General features: G+C 50.9%; 14 protein-coding genes. 5 read left to right on the top strand and 9 right to left on the bottom strand.

Going from position 1 to position 17,646, the window contains the following annotated elements; translation table 11 throughout:
* The first annotated feature begins 148 nt into the window (after positions 1–148).
* The 3 genes from AC5JMP_RS27530 to AC5JMP_RS27520 all read left to right on the top strand — a co-directional run bounded on the left by AC5JMP_RS27530 (position 149) and on the right by AC5JMP_RS27520 (position 1,909).
* Positions 149–553 carry a hypothetical protein gene (locus AC5JMP_RS27530; RefSeq protein WP_495854701.1) on the top strand — a complete coding sequence of 135 codons (405 nt, stop codon included), beginning with the start codon at positions 149–151 and terminating at the stop codon, positions 551–553.
* Between the two features lie 83 nt (positions 554–636).
* Positions 637–1,308 carry a Fe2+-dependent dioxygenase gene (locus AC5JMP_RS27525; protein ID WP_495854700.1) on the top strand — a complete coding sequence of 224 codons (672 nt, stop codon included), beginning with the start codon at positions 637–639 and terminating at the stop codon, positions 1,306–1,308.
* Positions 1,309–1,348: 40 nt separating this feature from the next.
* Entirely contained in the window at positions 1,349–1,909 is a 561-nt protein-coding gene (locus AC5JMP_RS27520; RefSeq protein ID WP_495854699.1) for a PepSY domain-containing protein, read from the top strand.
* Here AC5JMP_RS27520 and AC5JMP_RS27515 read toward each other — a convergent pair.
* The 8 genes from AC5JMP_RS27515 to fba form a co-directional block, all read right to left on the bottom strand.
* Positions 1,845–2,192 carry an HNH endonuclease gene (locus AC5JMP_RS27515; RefSeq protein ID WP_495854698.1) on the bottom strand — a complete coding sequence of 116 codons (348 nt, stop codon included), beginning with the start codon at positions 2,190–2,192 and terminating at the stop codon, positions 1,845–1,847. The two genes, AC5JMP_RS27520 and AC5JMP_RS27515, sit on opposite strands and share 65 nt — an antisense overlap.
* Before the next feature lie 300 nt (positions 2,193–2,492).
* Positions 2,493–3,884 carry an asparagine--tRNA ligase gene (gene asnS / locus AC5JMP_RS27510; protein WP_495854697.1) on the bottom strand — a complete coding sequence of 464 codons (1,392 nt, stop codon included), beginning with the start codon at positions 3,882–3,884 and terminating at the stop codon, positions 2,493–2,495.
* Positions 3,885–4,116: 232 nt separating this feature from the next.
* Positions 4,117–6,180, bottom strand: a complete 2,064-nt coding sequence (locus tag AC5JMP_RS27505) for a DNA/RNA non-specific endonuclease (RefSeq protein WP_495854696.1) — start codon at positions 6,178–6,180, stop codon at positions 4,117–4,119.
* A 353-nt stretch (positions 6,181–6,533) separates the two neighbouring features.
* A complete protein-coding gene (locus AC5JMP_RS27500; protein ID WP_495854695.1) occupies positions 6,534–7,043 on the bottom strand; it encodes a MogA/MoaB family molybdenum cofactor biosynthesis protein in 510 nt (169 codons plus the stop codon).
* Between the two features lie 159 nt (positions 7,044–7,202).
* Positions 7,203–7,544: a photosystem II reaction center protein Psb28 gene (psb28, locus tag AC5JMP_RS27495; RefSeq protein WP_495854757.1), complete on the bottom strand. Its 342-nt coding sequence runs from the start codon at positions 7,542–7,544 to the stop codon at positions 7,203–7,205.
* A 200-nt stretch (positions 7,545–7,744) separates the two neighbouring features.
* Entirely contained in the window at positions 7,745–9,829 is a 2,085-nt protein-coding gene (locus AC5JMP_RS27490) for a DUF1565 domain-containing protein (protein ID WP_495854694.1), read from the bottom strand.
* 155 nt (positions 9,830–9,984) lie between these two features.
* Complete coding sequence (locus tag AC5JMP_RS27485) at positions 9,985–10,986, bottom strand: CHAD domain-containing protein (RefSeq protein ID WP_495854693.1); 1,002 nt, start codon at positions 10,984–10,986, stop codon at positions 9,985–9,987.
* 250 nt (positions 10,987–11,236) lie between these two features.
* Positions 11,237–12,319 (bottom strand): class II fructose-bisphosphate aldolase, encoded by a 1,083-nt coding sequence (gene fba, locus AC5JMP_RS27480; RefSeq protein WP_495854692.1) that lies wholly within the window; start codon positions 12,317–12,319, stop codon positions 11,237–11,239.
* 645 nt (positions 12,320–12,964) lie between these two features.
* Here fba and AC5JMP_RS27475 point away from each other — a divergent pair.
* A complete protein-coding gene (locus AC5JMP_RS27475) occupies positions 12,965–13,807 on the top strand; it encodes a cyanophycinase (protein WP_495854691.1) in 843 nt (280 codons plus the stop codon).
* Between the two features lie 100 nt (positions 13,808–13,907).
* On the opposite strand, the gene AC5JMP_RS27470 is transcribed toward AC5JMP_RS27475, so the two are convergent.
* On the bottom strand, positions 13,908–17,129 hold the full coding sequence (locus AC5JMP_RS27470) for a phosphorylase b kinase regulatory subunit alpha/beta (protein WP_495854690.1): 3,222 nt from the start codon (positions 17,127–17,129) through the stop codon (positions 13,908–13,910).
* Between the two features lie 102 nt (positions 17,130–17,231).
* On the opposite strand from AC5JMP_RS27470, the gene AC5JMP_RS27465 reads away from it, so the two are divergent.
* Positions 17,232–17,646, top strand: a 415-nt coding sequence (locus tag AC5JMP_RS27465) for a Uma2 family endonuclease (protein ID WP_495854689.1), incomplete at its 3' end; no start/stop codon positions are given.

Genomic DNA, 17,646 nt, shown 5'->3' with positions numbered 1-17,646 from the left:
CTTTTGAGATTGAGATTTGGCAAAAGCTATGACCCTGCCGAGTCTAATCTAAAGACTGTAGTTCATACAGCATTTGAGTGTGCGGTTTACAAAACCTGCGCTCTAAGATCGATCGGTTTGAAACTAATGTTTAATGGAGAAATCTGTGATGAATTCTAAAACTGTTGCACTCTTTCTTAGTCTTGGTTTAGTCACAACACTGACTGCCTGTGGAGGAGCGAATTCAGGCGGTGGCGAAGAAGGTGGGGCTACATTGCCCAGTCCGTCTCCCAGCTCGCAAGGAGGCGAGGGTGGTGCATTAAGTGTCCTGCCTCCACAAAGCTCTGGGCTGAAAACGGCACAGGCTGAAACCGTTCAGAACTCTACCTTTCCACTCTTGGCATCGGGCAGTGAACAAGGCGAATCAGGCGAGTCAGGCGAATCGAGTGAATCCAATGAGCATGATGAGCGTGATGAATCAGACGAGTCGGATAAATCGGGTGAGCATGATGAATCAGATGAGTCGGGTGAATCGGGTGAGTCGGGCGAACAGGAAACTCATTCCCTTTCGTAACGTCTGAATAAGACATCACAAAACTCATGTGAGGCGATCGCGATCTTGAATCAATTTACCTAATGTGAATGTGTTTGAGTGCCATGATTTTATGCATTGATAACGTTCTCACTCCTGAAGATCTAAAACACATTCATCTCATCCTTAAAGATGCTGAATTTGTGGATGGAAAACTGACAGCCGGAACCTATGCTAAGGCGGTTAAAGCAAATCATCAGCTCAAAGGAGATACAGATGTCGCTAAGGAAATAAGGGCGATCGTGCATCAGGCACTCAAACAAAATTCTCTTTTCCAGGCATCTGTTCGCCCCAAGTCAATTCGTCCCATACTTCTTAGCCGTTATGAGCCTGGAATGGCGTATGGTCTTCATACCGATAATGCGTTGATGGGAGATGAGACACTCACCCGCTCTGATGTCTCTCTGACCCTATTTTTGAGCGATCTGGAAACGTATCGCGGCGGGGAGCTTGTCATTGATACCAGCTTGGGTGAACAGTCCTTTAAGCTAGCGGCTGGATCAATGATTGTTTATCCTTCCACGTTCCTACATCAGGTTGCTGAAGTCACTGAAGGCGTAAGACTAGCGGCTGTCACTTGGGTGCAGAGCGTCATTCGGGATGCTCACAACCGTGAGATCTTGTTTGATCTCGATACCGTGCGACGGATGGCATTTGAGAAACGCGGAAAAACCCTGGAATTCGATTTACTATGCAAAACCCATGCCAATTTGCTACGAAAATGGGCAGAGGTTTAGCGCCAAAACAACCTAAAACAACCCAAAGGAAATTTCAACAATGAATCTGCGAAAATTTCACCGTAAGGCAGCTCCTATCCTGTTTATTCCCTTGCTGCTCACTGCTTTAACGGGCGTTGCTTACCGAATCGGTAGAAGCTGGTTTGGTCTATCAGATGAATTTGGTGAGTTCATGATGATGCTCCATGAAGGAAGATTTTTAGGTAAGCCGATCGTTCCTGCTTATGTTCTACTTGTGGGTTTAGGATTGTTGGGGATAATGGTTAGCGGCATTTCCTTGATGAAGCGACGCAAAGATCCTATCCAACAAAATGCAGTGAAACTGAATGGACGAAAACTTCACCAAATTATGGCTCCTATTGCATTCCTACCCTTTGGAATTAGCGCTCTCACGGGGGTAGCCTATCGACTTGGCAAAGCCTGGTTTGGTTTATCTGCCGATCAAGCCGCTATCCTGTTAAAAATTCATCAAGGATCATACTTAGGCTCAGCTCTCAGACCTATCTATGTTCTTTTAGTGGGGCTTAGCTTGGTGATCATGTTGGCGACAGGTATTCAGATGTCGGGTGTTTTCCGCAAGCGCCGCGTACGAGCGAGTTAATCAAGTGATCTGCCCACTGCTGCCGACGCGGCTGATAGAGCGGCACCAACTTCCCAGTCACTGGATCGTATGCCTCCGTATGGGTGTATTTCCGGCTGTTGCATCCCTGGCACGAAAGCGCCAAATTCTCTACCGCGTCAGTTCCGCCCCGTGAGCGGGGTGTAATATGCTCGATCGAAAAAGGGTCAGGGCAGTATTGGGCTTGACTTCGAAACAGGGTTTGAAGAACGCGATCGCCCTTCCATCGGAACTTATGGGCGGAATTTGCGGGTTGAAACAGCACCGATCGCCCTTGGAACCCGACCGTTCTCGTTTCAATCGGCAGGATTACGGTTCAGAACTGCAATGGTGTAAGAAAAACTTAGAGCATTGCTGTTCTGAACTCAAATTTTCTTATTTGAAACAGGAACGATCGCGCTTAGAAGGACAAGCTTCAGGTTTGAAACCGCAACTATCTCACTTTAAGCTCGATTGTTCTTGTTTAGAGTGAGAACGTTCTCGCTTTAGACTTAATCGTTCTCGTTTCAAGTGCGATCGTTCTTACTTCAAGCCCGATCGCTCCTGCTTCAACCCAAATCAGACCCTAAAAATCAGCGCTTAGCGGCGTGCGCGGGAAGGGAATCACGTCTCGGACATTGCCCATGCCCGTCATAAACTGAACCAGCCGCTCGAAGCCCAAGCCAAACCCCGCATGAGGCACGGTGCCAAACCGCCGCAAGTCCAGATACCACCAAAGCTCCTCTTCCGGGATGCCCATGCTTTGAATCCGGCGCTGCAAAAAGTCTAGCCGCTCCTCCCGCTGAGAACCGCCCACAATTTCGCCAATCTTGGGCGCCAGAATGTCCATGGCTCTCACTGTTTTGCCATCCTCATTCATCCGCATATAGAAAGCCTTGATCTGCGCCGGATAGTCCGTGACGATCGTTGGCTTTTTGAAGTAATCTTCCGCCAGGTAGCGCTCGTGTTCTGACTGAAGATCCAGCCCCCAGGACACTGGATACTCAAATGTTTTGTCGGCTTTTTCCAGGAGGGCGATCGCCTCAGTGTAGGTAATTCGAGCAAACTCGCTGTTGATGATGTTGTCTGCGGTTGCCAGCACCGAGTCGTCAATTCGCTGGTTAAAGAACTCCATGTCTTCGGGGCAAGTTTCCAGGACGTGCTTGAAAATGTGCTTGAGCAGGGCTTCGGCAAGCTCCATGTTGCCGAGCAAATCGCAGAAAGCCATCTCTGGCTCAATCATCCAGAACTCCGCCAGATGGCGCGAGGTGTTGGAATTCTCGGCGCGGAAGGTAGGTCCAAAGGTGTAGACATTGGTGAATGCCATCGCCATAATTTCCGCCTCTAGCTGACCGCTGACGGTGAGGTAGGCGCGTTTGCCAAAAAAGTCCTGACTGAAATCAATCTCTTTGCCCTCCGTCAGCGGCGGCTTTTTCAGATCTAGCGTTGTCACAGTGAATAGCTCCCCCGCGCCTTCGGCATCGCTGGCGGTAATCAGCGGCGTGTGCATCCACAAAAAGCCGCGCTCCTGAAAGAAGCTGTGGACTGCCGCTGCACAGGCATTCCGCACCCGAAAGACGGCTCCCATGGTGTTGGTGCGGGCGCGCAGATGGGCGATCGATCTCAGAAACTCAAACGAGTGCCGCTTTTTCTGCAACGGATAGGTTTCGGCATCGGCTTCGCCGTAGACTGTCACAGAGGCAGCCTGTAGCTCAATCCGCTGTCCTTTGCCCTGAGAGGCTACCAGCACGCCTGAAATTTCCGCAGAGGCTCCCGTATTCAGCTTTTTCACCAGATTGGCATAGTCGGGCAACGCCTGATTTACCACCACCTGAAGCCCTGCCATAGAAGAGCCATCGTTCATTTCCACAAATGAAAATTCTTTGAGTTCGCGCTTGGTGCGCACCCAGCCCTGAATTGTGACGGTTTCATTGGGCTGTCCAGTTCTGAGCAAGTCTAAAATGCGGCGAAGGGTCATGAATCAAACTTGAGGGTATGAAGGGTGAGATTTTGACAGGATGTTATACCAATTTGAATTGGAACCACGACAGATCCCGGTATGGTCTTGGCAGTGCCAAGACCCTTCTGAGGTTCGATGTGCCCACAAATTCGTTTAAATCGGTATTGGTACACCGATCGCCTATTGTAGATCGGTGTACTAACATCCTGCCTCAAGCCCCAACATTCTGCAAAAAGACGGCTTGCAAACCCTATCTGCGCCGAGGGTGCTGAATATCGCTAAAACCCCGTAATTCTCGACCGCGAGAAGACCCTGTGTAGACATCAGCTCTCCGGACTTCATCCGAGAACTTCATGCCCAGCCGAACCTCCAGGCTAGTGACAGACACCTGAAAGTTATTAAATTCACCCACGGGCTTGCGCTCAAAAGGAATCTCATCCACAAATTTCTCCTGGCTGACGACATAGGCGCTGGAATACAGCTTGCCGCCTCTATCAACCACTAGGACAACCTTCCAGAAGAACTGCGGTACCTGAATACCCCGATGAAACACATCTGTTTCTTGAAAGATAGGCCCGGTGAAGACGCTAGCCAACAGATCGTCCTGGTCGGTGTTGGTGAGGATGAAATTTTCTAGCCCTTGCCACAATTCCTGTGACTGATTGAACTGAAAATACTGAGGAGAACAGTTTGTGAAATGAAAAGTATCGCTATTGGCGAGTGTGGCTTCGCTCAGTTCTCCCCAAATTGGATCTTGTCGGCGCACCAGATGACCGCGATCGAAAAAGTTCCCCCCTGGCTCGTTGCCATAAAATCGGTTGCCTAGCTGCAAATTCTCAGGGATACGGGGGTCAAAAAACCACTCATCATTCTTCCGCTCCAGCCCCACCCACCGCTTGCCGTCAATGTTAACTGCCGTGTAAAAAGCCAAGCGTCGAGTTTCACACATGGCGATCGAGAAATGCATGTAGCGGAGGAGATTATCCTGCGTTCCTTCAACTGGCACCACACGACCAAAGGCGAGCGCTGCTGGCATTAATTCGGGCAAAGAGATCTTGACTCCCAGAAAATTGGGATCATATCCCTGGCGATCTTGGTAGTAGCTGATGGGACGAATGCTGCCATCAGCAGGTTCGCTAGGCTTGCGGCGCTTCTTTTTCTCAAGGCTCTCACTGACTTCAGAAGTGATGATAGGAGTGCTGATAGCGGGGGGAATAGTTGAAGCGACGACGCTCTCGCGGGGCGTTGTCCCCGGAAACACATGAATGCCTTTCGCATCTTCGAGGAAGGCTTGCACCAGTGGAGAAGCCGAACCCTCCTGCTGCATCTGCACTTGACCAACCCGCGCCAGAATTCTGCTCGTGCGGATTCCCTCATTGGCAATCCACTTGATTTTGCTTTCGCTCAGACCTTCTGCATCCTGCTGGGATACCCACTCACCGTTGGTGAGCTGAATTTCTTCCACGCCATTGTTCATGCGGCTCTCCACCACGCTCTTGTGATGAATGGCGACCACCTGCCAATTGTCGTTTAAGGCTGGAGAGCCAGACGATCCAGGCGCGGTATCGCTGGCGTACCACAAAAAGTTATCTCTGAGAGTATCTTGACTATCTCCAATTTTGAGAACCTTATTTTCTCGAATCGCAATTTGTTTAGGCTGCCCGTCAGGATGCTGAATAACCGTAACAAATTCTTCAGGTTCAACCTTGTGCAGCGTTGGGTCAAGTCGTAGGAAGGCATAGTCTGTTAATTGAGCTGTTCCATCATCAGAATTTTCAGCCACGGCAACCAGCGTGAAATCAAGCTCGGCATCTGTAATGAATGCTTCTTGAGGCATGAGTTGAAATGCCTTTCCTTCCCGGATTCTGCCGTTGATATCCATCTCATAGCCAAACTGCGCAGAGACTCTTGTTGCCGCATCAGCAGAGGCAATCACATGATGATTGGTAATCATCAGCCGGGGTGAAACAAGAAAGCCAGTTCCCCAGCTGCCGTTAGAACCATATAAATCTCCTGCCCAAATGCGGCAAACGGCACTGGCAGCGATCGTCCCTTTTTGCAGGAAGTTAATCGGCAGCAGGTCATTTCGCCCCATGATTCGTTCGAGATCGAAGAAAGATACGCCAGAACCGCTGGCGGCAATGTTTTCGACTCGTCTGGCTAAAATGGCGGTGGGATCTGCTCTGCGATCGTGCGACTCTGTGAGGGAGGGAGAATTTTCTAGGGCTTCCGAGACTGTAGATGCTTGCGAGCCTCGTAGAGATTTGAGATTGTCGAGAAAGTCTTCACCGTAGGTCACTGTCTTAAAAGGCATATAAGACTCCATACTGAATGGTCAACAGGAATGGTCAACAGGAATGGTCAACAATATCTAAGCAGCAGTGTCTAAGCAGCAGTGTCTAAGCAGCAGTGTCTGAGCAGCAGTTTCACCCTGTGGGGACAGTCCGCGCTGCCTCAGCTTCGTAACCGCTAGAAATATTCCTTCAACAGCGCCTATTGTTGATCAGCGTTTGCCCACATCTGAATGGTATCCAAGGCAGTCTCACAATCGGTGTGACGAACCACACAACCGTTACCCGATCGACCCCGTTATGATGCTTCGGTAGTGTTTCAAAAACATCAACAGCACCTCTAGAGCATCACCTAATGCTTCCCTGGGTAGTAGCTCTAGCGATCGGGATTGAGCTGCCGAACCAAGTGAGCTAACTCTGGCAGAATTAGCTTTTCCATTGCAAGGCGGACTGCATTTGAAGATCCAGGTACGGAGAAAATCAGCTTGCCCTGAAAGACTCCGGCGATCGCCCGTGATGCAATTGCCCGTGAGCCAATCTCTGCATAGCTGAGCCAGCGAAACAGCTCACCAAATCCAGGCAGCGTCTTGTCCAACAACTGCTCGATCGCGTCGTAGGTGGTGTCTCTGGGGGCAATGCCTGTGCCGCCATTGAGAATAATTGCGTCTAAGCCCGACTGCTGACCCAGCAAACGCAGGTGGGTCTGAATCTGTACTGGCTCATCTTTGATTAGCAAATAGTCTGCGATCGCGTGTCCAGCCCCTTGCAATAGCTCCCGAATTAGCTGACCGCTGCGATCGGTTTCGGGCGATCGGGTGTCGCTAACAGTGATCACCGCGCAGTGAATGGCGATCGGCTGTGTGTCGGGGTGGGGGGAGTAAGTCATACAGCAATTTTCAATTGCATAAACCACAGTTATTTTTGTAGAAGCCCCGCTGGGCGGGGCTTCTACAAAAATAACCCATACTTAACCCAGCGCAAAGCGCTGTAGGGGATGAGGTGAGCGTTGAGGCGTTAAAGCACGCTACGCTCACGCCTTTGAGATTTATTCTGCTTTGTTAAAGCCCATATCGTTCTTTGCGGCATAGCGTTCCATGAAGCGCATAAACCGATCCCACTCTTCGGGGTTCTTCATCACATAAAAAGCCTCTAGCCCAGCAGGTCTACCGTTGATGAATTTGGCGTTAACCTCTTTTGTGGAGATTTCGCCTTCTTCATCAATCATGTACATACCTGTGATGTCGTCGTTGCGATCGTCTCCCAAGGCTCTGGGCTTCTCAAAATAGAAAATAGCCTGTCCGTTGCTGCCGTCTTTGGCGCGGGTGAGGCGAATATCGGGGACAACGTCTTCGGTGACACCTCTGGAAAACTGAATCTCAGCCATGATTCTTCTCTGCTTTTTCTTAAATGATCATTTACGTCAGCTTAAACCTATCTTCCCATCTTTTTGAATCACCCGGAACTTAAATCACCTGGAACTTACAGCGCTTTGTGCTGGGTTAAGTGGGGGTTATTTTTTTAGAAGCCTCGCTCCGAGAGGCTTCTAAAAAAATAGCTGTGGTTTATGCAATTGAAAACTGCTGTAAATCACTTTGGAAGAAGGGCAAATTGGACATAGTGCAGGATGCCCTCGGCGATCGCCCTTGCCATACAGCGGCGGTATTCGGCATCGTTCAGGTTAATCGCATCTTCTGTGCCCGTCATAAAGCCTACCGTGATAGAGATTGTGGGGATTGCGATCGGCAAAGACTTCTCCTCAGTCTGTACGCCGTGGCTGCGGGTGTCGATATGACGCAGGATAGTTTTGTGGATAAGCTGGGCAAGACGGGCGCTCTCCAGCGAATTAGCCGGATGGGAGACAGCAATGCCGTTAATATCCTCAGCCTTTACAGCACCTATCGCAGTCTCGATCGCAGCAGGATCAGCGATCGCCATTTGGAGACTGACCGACAGATCAGCAGCATCCGATCGCCCCAGAAATGCTTCAATCCCCTGGAACTGAAGCAGGCTAAGGGTTTCCTGAGCGATCGCCAAAACAATCTCGGCGGCTGGCGAACTTGACTGTAGACTCGATCGCAGGCTCGATTGCAACTCAGCAGGCGGCACATGCGCTTGCAAAACGACCACAGGTGCTTTTGTCTCTTCTGGGATCTGCTCAGCAGAAAGCGACGGTTTGACATCCGGGATGGAGACAATTTGCGGAGAAACGATCGCCTCAAATTTTCCCTGCATCACTCCCGCCTGATAGATCATAGCGATCGCTTCAGCTTGAGTGATGGGTGCGAGAGGATTAAGGCGATCGATCTGCGGCAGCACCACCAGACGATTTTGGGTGGCGGCGGCAACAGCAGCGATTCTCTGGCTGGGAATTTGGGCGCGATCGCGGTACGGCAGCACGCTGGGATTTCCGGGAGGCAGGTCTAAGACTTTGGCGAGAAGAACGATCGCCTCTAGCCGAGTCATGGCTTCAGGGCGCAGAACTGGGTTTAGGCAAGCCTCTGGAAGTGAGTTAGAGTCAATCTGTAAGTCTAGAGCCGTGCAAATCAGATCTTCATAGGCGGCGCTTGAAACCTTTGCACTGGGCTGAAAGCCGTCTTCTGTCAGATCAGGAATGATAGGCGCGATCGCTTGAATAAATGGTTTTGCCCAGTTGGGATGGGCTTTGGGTGGAGTAGGGAGCGATCGTCTACCTGGACGTGTAAGTTTCTGAAGGGCAGGAAACGCCACAGCACCCGTTACCCTAGCCGGGTTGAGCCAGTTGCCGACAGAGATCAGGGCGATCGCCGTTTGGTTTTGCAAATCACAATTCCCGTTTTGCCTGAACCGATTCTCTGCCCCGTCTTCGGCATTGCCCAGATCAGGCTGAGCTGAGCCAAACACCACTAAGCCTTCGCGGATGTTGTATTCGATCGCATTCCGGCGCAACACGGGAGAGGAAGTCCCCGATAGCCGCAAACCCGACCGATTTTCAGCAAACTGGCTATCCACTATCAAGGGTGCAGCGCGATCGCTCACCACCATGCCAAACCCGTTGTCTACCACCACGCAACGTCGGACTTCCCCTTTGGCGCTCCGCACAAAGGCAAGCCCCGCCAGATTTCCCTGAAACAGACAGTTGGCGATCGCAGGTTTGGCGGTGCCCGTCACAAAAATTCCTTCTCGTCCGCATTGGCGCAGGGTACAGCTGGCGATCGTTGGCTCAGACCTGATCTGATTTGGCTCAATCTGATTCGGCTCAATCTGATTTGACTCAATCTGATCTGGCTCAATCTGCTCTAGCTCAGGCTGCGACTCGGCAGATTCAATCCAAATGCCCGTTCCTTTAGCAGACGAATTGGTAATCGTGACTCCTCGTAATTGCGCATCGCCTTCCATCAGCAGCGTCACAGACTGTTGAGCAAACGTAGGGCTGTTGAACTTGCCGCCGCCGACTAGGGTGATGTCTCTACCCCGATTTGCCGGGTCGCCGATTATGCTTACACCCGCCGCGATCGTCAGGGGAAACACTTCGCCTCCCTCGATGCTGTAAGTGCCAGGGCTGAGGCGAATCGTGCTAACGGTTTGCCGCAACGCTGCCGTCAGGGTTTTGAGTGGCTCAGTGAGTTTTCCAGTGGCGCGATCGTCTCCTTTAACTGGATCAACATAAACGACCTCAACTTGCTCCTCAACCATGCCTGAGTTCCTAGCCCTTCCGGATGAAGCATACCTCAGTTCGACATCCCTGGCGATTTCGGCGTTCCAGGTTCTATGGATAATTTTTTTGAAAGGGGCGCGCCCTTTCAAAAAAATTATGCCCAGATTCAGCAATGCCGAGATTTCTCCCCTAGCTAATTCTGGGCAATGGAGGGATCGATCGCGCTCTTCAGGAGTGGCGCAATTGACGTGGGCTGCAACAGCATTTGGTGGAGATGGTATCTGTAATCGGATTTGAGATACTTCTGGCGCAGAGCGTCCCAGTTGGACAAAGCCAGCGCCTGTTTCTTTTGAATCACAGCCTGAAGTTCAGGCAGCTGCTCAAGAGGAGCCAACCCCTGAGAGAGCAAGTCCAGCAAAACCTGCGTGTCTTGAAAAGTGCCCAAATTCTCCTGTAATCCTTTAATTTCTTTGATCCATTTCTGGAAATCCTTGCCATAAAACGACGTGAAAAACTCTGCCTCATAGCGGACATGTTTGCAGAGCTTGCGCAAGTCGTGCAAAACGAGAGCATTTTCGCTGTCGGTCTGCTGATTTAAAACAAGCTGAGCTGAAATCAGCCAGCCGGGATGTAGCAATAGCTCAGACAGCAGAGGAGTCAACAAATCCGGCAGCAGCGAAAGAATCGAGAGTTCAGCAATCGCTCCGTAGCTGGGCTGCGCCATCCAATCGGTGTAGCCTTGCCTCAAGGCGCTATAGCGATCGCTCCGTAGCGCTGACTTCATTTTTTTAAAGACTTTAGGGCGACGCTTTTGGAGATCGGCGATCGCTTTTTCAAGCAATGCCTGCTCTGAGGGGCTAATTTGGGGCAGATAATCTTGTTTAAGAATAGCGATTTGCACATCTAAGTCACGAACTTCGCCTAAGACTCTCGCCAGATCTCGCAACCGTGTCTCCCTAGCAGCTTTGGGCAAGTTAGCTACAGACCTAAATACCTGTAATGCCGTGCGCAGCCGCCGGGTACCGACCCGCATATGATGCAGATGCTCTGGCTGATGGTCTGCCAAGACAGACTCTTCTTCTTGAATCACAGCGCTATAGTGTTCGCCGATTACCTGGTGGGCATAATCACCCAGCGTTAGTTTTTTTTGACCGTTTTCAGGGGTAGCTGCTTCTGATTTTTGACCCTTCTTCATAGCAATTAACCAAGCTCATTGTGGTAATTTAGGCTGTCCATTTTAACCTAAAATTAACCAAATCTAAAACTTCGCTTAGCTTATCCCTCGCAAATGCCTCCTTTCGTAGTCACTCCTGCATTATTAGGGTCAGGATCATCGGGAGGGGAAATTTGTAGCCATACTAAAAACCGGGCGGCGAACCACCCGGTCAGTATTTTTATTCCGCAGAATTTGACTGGAAGAGAATTTAACTAGAAGTCAGGCAAGCCTAAACCTTTACAGCCGCCTTTGCAACCACAGCCGCCAATTCTCCCTTAACGTACTTCGCAGCATAGTCTTCTAGGCTCACCTGCTTGATCTTGCTGGCGTTGCCTGCGGTGCCGAACTGCTGATAGCGATCGGAACAAACTTTCTGCATGTACTTGATAGAAGGCTTCAGGAAAGAGCGAGGATCAAATTCCTTCGCATCTTTTGCTAGCGCTTCCCGCACGGCTGCCGTAATTGCCAAACGGCAGTCGGTGTCAATGTTGATCTTACGAACGCCGCTCTTGATGCCCTTTTGAATCTCTTCAACAGGTACGCCGTAGGTTTCAGGGATTGCGCCGCCATACTGGTTGATCATTGCCAGCAAATCTTCGGGTACTGAAGAGGAGCCATGCATGACCAAGTGGGTGTTGGGCAAGCGGCTGTGAATTTCTTCAATCCGGCTAATTGCCAAGATTTCGCCTGTAGGCTTGCGAGTAAACTTGTAGGCTCCGTGGCTGGTACCAATGGCAACTGCCAAAGCATCCACCTGGGTTTGCTCCACAAACTGTACCGCTTCATCTGGGTCGGTCAGAAGCTGATCGTGAGACAGAACGCCCTCTGCGCCATGTCCATCTTCGGCTTCACCCATACCCGTCTCTAGGGAGCCAAGGCAACCCAGCTCACCCTCAACGCTCACGCCGATCGCATGAGCCACCTTTACCACTTCGCGGGTGGTGTTGACGTTGTACTCAAAGCTAGCGGGAGTTTTGGCATCTGCTTCTAGAGAGCCATCCATCATGACGCTGGTGAAGCCATTCTTCATCGCAGAGTAGCAGGTTGCAGGCTCATTGCCATGATCCTGGTGCATGACGATGGGGATGTGGGGGTAGGTTTCGATCGCTGCCAGAATCAGGTGACGTAGGAAGTTTTCACCTGCATATTTACGAGCGCCTCTGGAAGCCTGCAAAATTACAGGGCTGTCGGTTTCATTCGCAGCCTGCATGATGGACTGGATTTGCTCCATGTTGTTGACGTTGAATGCGGGGATGCCATAGCCATTTTCGGCTGCATGATCCAGCAACAATCTCAGTGGCACGATCGCCATGGGGGTCTCTCCTTAATGGGTGTGATCAGCTAACTTCGGCTTGAAAAACGAGAATTCTTAGGACAATCTTAAGATACTTTCGACCACGAAGCGAAACGTATCTGAGATTTCAAAGGGATTCAGCTCAGGCTCATCAGATTTGGCTAAATTTTTCGCAATGTCCAATACTAAGTATAAATGCTTAGGAATTTTTTGTACAGCAGCTATCCGCATTTTGGCGTTGCTGAGCCTGGAATGATTTTTTTTGTTGGGGAGAGGTGTGGAGCGACTCTCCCCAACAAAAAAAATCATCCCCTAGTGGGCGATCTAGTGAGTGATGCCCTAATTTTCTATAGGTATGGCATTACGTAATTGAGTTAGGACGAGTTATTTTTTGAGAGCCGCGCGGAGCGCGGCTCTCAAAAAATAACTCATTGGATCTAAGCGCGTAGCGCTATATAAGAGATAGGGAAATCTTGAATTAATTTAAATTTCGGTTGCGTGAGATACAAAAAGTAGCTTTAAATAAAATCTTCCTGCCGATGAATTTATAAATTCTACGCAAGTATTAAGATCGCAATCTAACTTCAGTTTTCACTGAACTTCGACAAATAAACGTCTCTGACAAACAAACGTTTCTAATCTATAAACACCAGGATTGATTTTATGATGTCATCTAGTGAACGTCCCGTAGTGCAGGAGCAAGGACAGCAAGCTCAACAGGGACAGCTGGTAATTATTGGCGGCGGGGAAGATAAGGAAAACAACTGTACGGTACTACGGGAATTTGTGCGTCGCGCTGGGGGAACACAGGCTCGAATTGCGGTGCTGACCGCCGCAACCAGTATGCCCAGAGAGGTAGGAGATACTTACATTGGCGTATTTAAGCGGTTGGGCGTTGAAGATGTGCGGGTGATTGACACTGAACGCCGGGAGGATTCCGAAAGATCGGACGCTTTGGAAGCTGCTGAGCAAGCCACAGGGCTGTTTTTCTCTGGAGGTGATCAGGCCCGGATCATCAACTTTATCAAAGGCACAAAATTAGACGAGATCATTCACAAACGCTACAGCGAAGGCGCGGTTGTAGGGGGCACCAGCGCTGGAGCTGCCATGATGCCTGACGTGATGATCGTCGAGGGCGAGTCAGAAACCAATCCACGGGCAAATGTGGTAGAAATGGGGCCAGGTATGGGCTTTCTTCCTGGTATTGTGGTCGATCAGCATTTTGCTCAGCGCGGTCGTTTGGGTCGGCTAATTTCGGCACTAATGCTTCAGCCTGCCGTTTTGGGTATCGGCATCGATGAGGATACGGCTGTCGTTATCAGTGGCGATGAGTTTGAAGTGATTGGTCACGGTGCAGTGACGGTTGTGGATGAATCCAACTCCACCCACAACAATGCAGAAGGCATTCTTAAAGATGAAGCTTTAGCCGTTTGTGGTGTAAAGCTTCATATCTTGCCTCACGGCTATCGGTTTAATTTGAAGACCAAACAGCCGATCGTCAAATAGTAAAGTGACTTCACTGTCTAACTGCTCATGCCGATAGAGGAAGAGTTAAAGCTTGTGGGATGGGTTAGGCGATCGCTCAATCCATCCCCCGGCATAGCCATCACTCTTTCAAACCCTCACCTCCCAGATCCTCTACGCCCTGCCCCAGCTCTAGCAAAAACTTCAGCGCTTCGGCAATATAGCTGGCACAGGTAAAGGGAGAAGTTTCATAGAACGATCGCCATGCCAATCCCTTATGCTGGTCGTAGCGATCGGCATGGTCGGGGTGCTGGTCTAACCAGGCAAGCCTCACGGCGTGACCGATCAGGACATCCAAAACGATCGGGTTTTCGATCCGCAGGTTGGGGTTTTGCTCGGCGATCGCTCCCAGTTCCATCAATGCCTCGACGTTGACCTGGCGGTATTCTGGAGCCTGAATTTTGTTAAGCAAATGCTCAATCCGCAGGGCAAAGTTTTTCTCTCCAGGGGTCATTTCGGCGAGGAGGAGAGCGCTGTCGAGTCGGTTGCGGCGATCGAGCTTGTCACCAATTACCAGACCTTTGCATTGTTCCATCACCTGCCAGACCTTGGGGTAAAAGCCTTTGGGTACCCGGTTGACGGCTCCATCTCGCTGGCGCTGCTGCCACCAGTTCGTCTCAGCCTCGGCGGCTTCGGTGACAGCAACCACCCACTCGATCTTTTGCTGTTGACTCTGCAAGGACTCTTGCTGAAACAGAGTCTGGTTGACATCTTCATACTCTGCTAACACCTGCCGCAGTCGGGTGCGAATCTCAAAAGGGCTGAGCCGCATCAGGTGTTCATAGGCTTCGTCCTGCGTCACCTGCAATTCTTGCGCTAGGTTGCTGGTGATTAGCAAAATTAAGTAGCCGACGCGCAGAGTCAGCATCCCGTCGAATAAGGTTGGCTCCGTTTTGATCAGCACGCTCAGATACAAGATGATTTCCTGCGTCAGCGGATGTTCGCGCACGTCATTCCCGCTAAACTTTTGGATTTTCTCCATAATGTCGGCAGGCTGTAGCGGACTGCTGATTAGCGCTGCCTCGCTGTATGCCTTACCAACCGCAATCTGTTTGCCCCTAATCAAAATGGTGGCGATCGCATCTGCCAGACCAATATCCACTTTATTCAGCAAGCCTGCCGACTGCCGAATCACCGTCCAGAGCTGAAACTGCCTTGCCTTGTTGTAGACTTCGTTCAGCAGATCTGAGAGGACAACGGGCTTGCCAGGACTGCCCAGTCCGGTGTCGAAACCAGAACCCTGCAACTGGCTGAGGGTTTTTAGTAAACCAATCTGCTCATAGAGGTTGCAAGACTGTTGTAAACGGCTGAGCAAATCCGGCACTTCGGCTTCGTACTCCAGCAAAAATTCTTGCGTACTGTTGAGCGGAAAGGTGGCTTCGAGGGTGGTGGTCAGGTATTGCGGGGTGGATTCTGCTCCCTGCATGGAGGATTCCACAAACTGGAACTCATGCACAAAATCAATGCGCTCTGTTCCGGCCGTCAGCAGGAGCTGATTGAGATGCCCCAGCTTTACGGCGACTCCGTTACAGATCCCATCTTTCAGCTCCTTCAAGATCTGGAGGAAAGGGGATTGATCGATCGCTCCTCCCCGCTCAAACATCTCATGGGTGAGCAGCAGCGTCATGATCGGTCGCCCCAAATGGTACCAATGGCGCTGAATGTAGACGAGTTCGCCGCGGATTTGATCTACCAGAAAGTGGTAGTCCAGGGTGAGATAGAATTGCTGCTGATCTAAAAAAGAGGGCAAAAACACCAGGGTTTCACCTCGGATACGGAAAACCCGCGAGGTTGTGAGGCTGCGAAGGCGACGAATGGGGCGACCCGTCAGCCCCAACTTATCGTTGCGTCCGATTTGGTGGTAGATCAGCGAAAGCTCATTGGAGTTGCGGACTTGAATCGGAGCAACCTGCGCTGGAGTTTGGGTGTCGATGCCGTAAGTTGCCAGCTCGGATTGCAGAGATTCGTCTTCGGCGAGTAGGGCAATTTGCACCAGCGGCAACTGCCGACCGCCCAGACGGAGATGCCGACCCAGCGGATCGATATCTCCTACAGCAATCAGGCGATCGCGGATCAGCTGTCCCAAAATATACAGGCTTTGCGCCCAGACTAAGGGAACGTTATCGTTGGGCAAACGAGGCTGGCTGTAAGGATTAGCGCGTTCGGCTTCGATGCTTTCGGCGGGCACATAGTAAACTTCGGGCAGCAGTTTGAAGCCGTCTTTCTCCACCAGCAAGGGCTGAAGGCGCTGATAATATTCGTCTGCCTGGGGGCGATCGCCTTGAAATAAAGCATCCAGCATCAGATACGTAAAAAACAGCGGCCACTCGCACTCAATATGCTCAAACTGCTTCAGTTCCCAAGGTTCATAGTGCAAGCGCTGAATATCTTCGATGACCGCCTGATGCCCGTCTCGCAAAAACCGCTTGCAGCCGTATTTTCCTTGCAGCTTGGTGACAATCTTGGTGCGGGTGCGCTCTACTAGCGCCGAGTCTTCGACGGCAAATGCCGGGAAGCCAATGACGCTCAGCAGAGCCGCGTCTACCTCTTTGGAGCTAGATTCTCTCGGCAGCAAAGATTGTAGCGTCGTGCGGGTACGGGCAATTTCATCCAGCAGCACATGAATCACCGATGCCTGACTGCCCCGCACGCCAAACAAATCTAGCCCGTTCATCGCCTCTAGTGCCGCCTTTGCCATGCCGACAGAGCTAGCGTTTAGTTCTGGGTTGCCGTGGTTGAGTTTATTGCCCCGCTCCCAGATACCATAGTCGGGGGTACGGTAGGCGCGACCGATGTAGTAGACCAGGTTTTGAACAAAATTAACCTCGTCGATCGTAAAAATAATTTGCAGCCCTGAAGCCGTCATCTGCGCCAGCATCAGCAGATAGATTGAGGTGGCATCGAGCTGGAGGTGTCCCCACTGGTTGTCACCCACGACGGTATCGGCGGTGTCGGTGGCGTATTTGGCATGCAGGGCATCAAGCGGATGTTGGGTTGCTTTAAACCGCTCGACCTTACTTGCCTGCCGCATCATGGCAAACAGCAGCCCTCGCATCAGCTTGACGACACTTTGCTCTAGCTCGTAGGTGCGCCCTTGGTCGGCATCGAGCTTGCGATAGGCGATCGCCAGTCCCCAAACTGCCAAAATGCTGTAGACGTTATCCCGCACCCAGGCATCGGTGTAGTTGCCGTGGGCGTTGATGGCGGTGCTAGCGGGCATCAGTCCCGTGAGGGGATTTTGCCGAGACAGGATGACTGCCTGAACTTCCTGGTAGTAGTCATCAAGCTGGTTGGGCAACGGCATAGAAGATGGGATAAAAGACTCTATCCCTAGTTAAGTATTCTCAGATTAACTATTCTCATAGCCTCAAGTCACGGAGTCTGTAGCTTTTCTTGCGAATTGCTCATGTTCTGCACAATCGAGGTTGCAGATTCTACATTGCTGGGCGATCGTCAACAAAAAGCCCTAATCTATGCCAAAGCCGGAATTGCGGATTACTGGATTTTGAATGTGAATGCTAAACAGGTCTATGTCTTTCGGGAACCGACTCCAGAGGGCTATCAACAGGAATACGATCGTCCCTGCAAACACGCTGCTTGCTCCAGTTGCGTTTCCCAACATCACCATTCCACTCAATCAACTTTTTCTGCAAAATGCTTTATAACCAAGCGATCGCCCCTCGAAGTTCCGAGCGTTGAGGTCGGCATTTCAAGTTCTGAAGTCAAAGTTCCGAGTTCTGAGGCTGGAGGATGGCGATCGCCCCTCAAGTTCCGAGCGTTGAGGTCGGCATTTCAAGTTCTGAAGTCAAAGTTCCGAGTTC

The sequence above is a fragment of the Drouetiella sp. genome (assembly GCF_059504425.1).
This window is presented reverse-complemented; position numbering and strand designations above follow the sequence as displayed.

Coding starts and splice junctions, on each gene's coding strand:
- AC5JMP_RS27530 (WP_495854701.1), top strand. CDS start 149: ATGAATTCTAAAACTGTTGCACTCTTTCTTAGTCTTGGTTTAGTCACA.
- AC5JMP_RS27525 (WP_495854700.1), top strand. CDS start 637: ATGATTTTATGCATTGATAACGTTCTCACTCCTGAAGATCTAAAACAC.
- AC5JMP_RS27520 (WP_495854699.1), top strand. CDS start 1,349: ATGAATCTGCGAAAATTTCACCGTAAGGCAGCTCCTATCCTGTTTATT.
- asnS (WP_495854697.1), bottom strand. CDS start 3,884: ATGACCCTTCGCCGCATTTTAGACTTGCTCAGAACTGGACAGCCCAAT.
- AC5JMP_RS27505 (WP_495854696.1), bottom strand. CDS start 6,180: ATGCCTTTTAAGACAGTGACCTACGGTGAAGACTTTCTCGACAATCTC.
- AC5JMP_RS27500 (WP_495854695.1), bottom strand. CDS start 7,043: ATGACTTACTCCCCCCACCCCGACACACAGCCGATCGCCATTCACTGC.
- AC5JMP_RS27490 (WP_495854694.1), bottom strand. CDS start 9,829: ATGGTTGAGGAGCAAGTTGAGGTCGTTTATGTTGATCCAGTTAAAGGA.
- AC5JMP_RS27485 (WP_495854693.1), bottom strand. CDS start 10,986: ATGAAGAAGGGTCAAAAATCAGAAGCAGCTACCCCTGAAAACGGTCAA.
- fba (WP_495854692.1), bottom strand. CDS start 12,319: ATGGCGATCGTGCCACTGAGATTGTTGCTGGATCATGCAGCCGAAAAT.
- AC5JMP_RS27475 (WP_495854691.1), top strand. CDS start 12,965: ATGATGTCATCTAGTGAACGTCCCGTAGTGCAGGAGCAAGGACAGCAA.
- AC5JMP_RS27470 (WP_495854690.1), bottom strand. CDS start 17,129: ATGCCGTTGCCCAACCAGCTTGATGACTACTACCAGGAAGTTCAGGCA.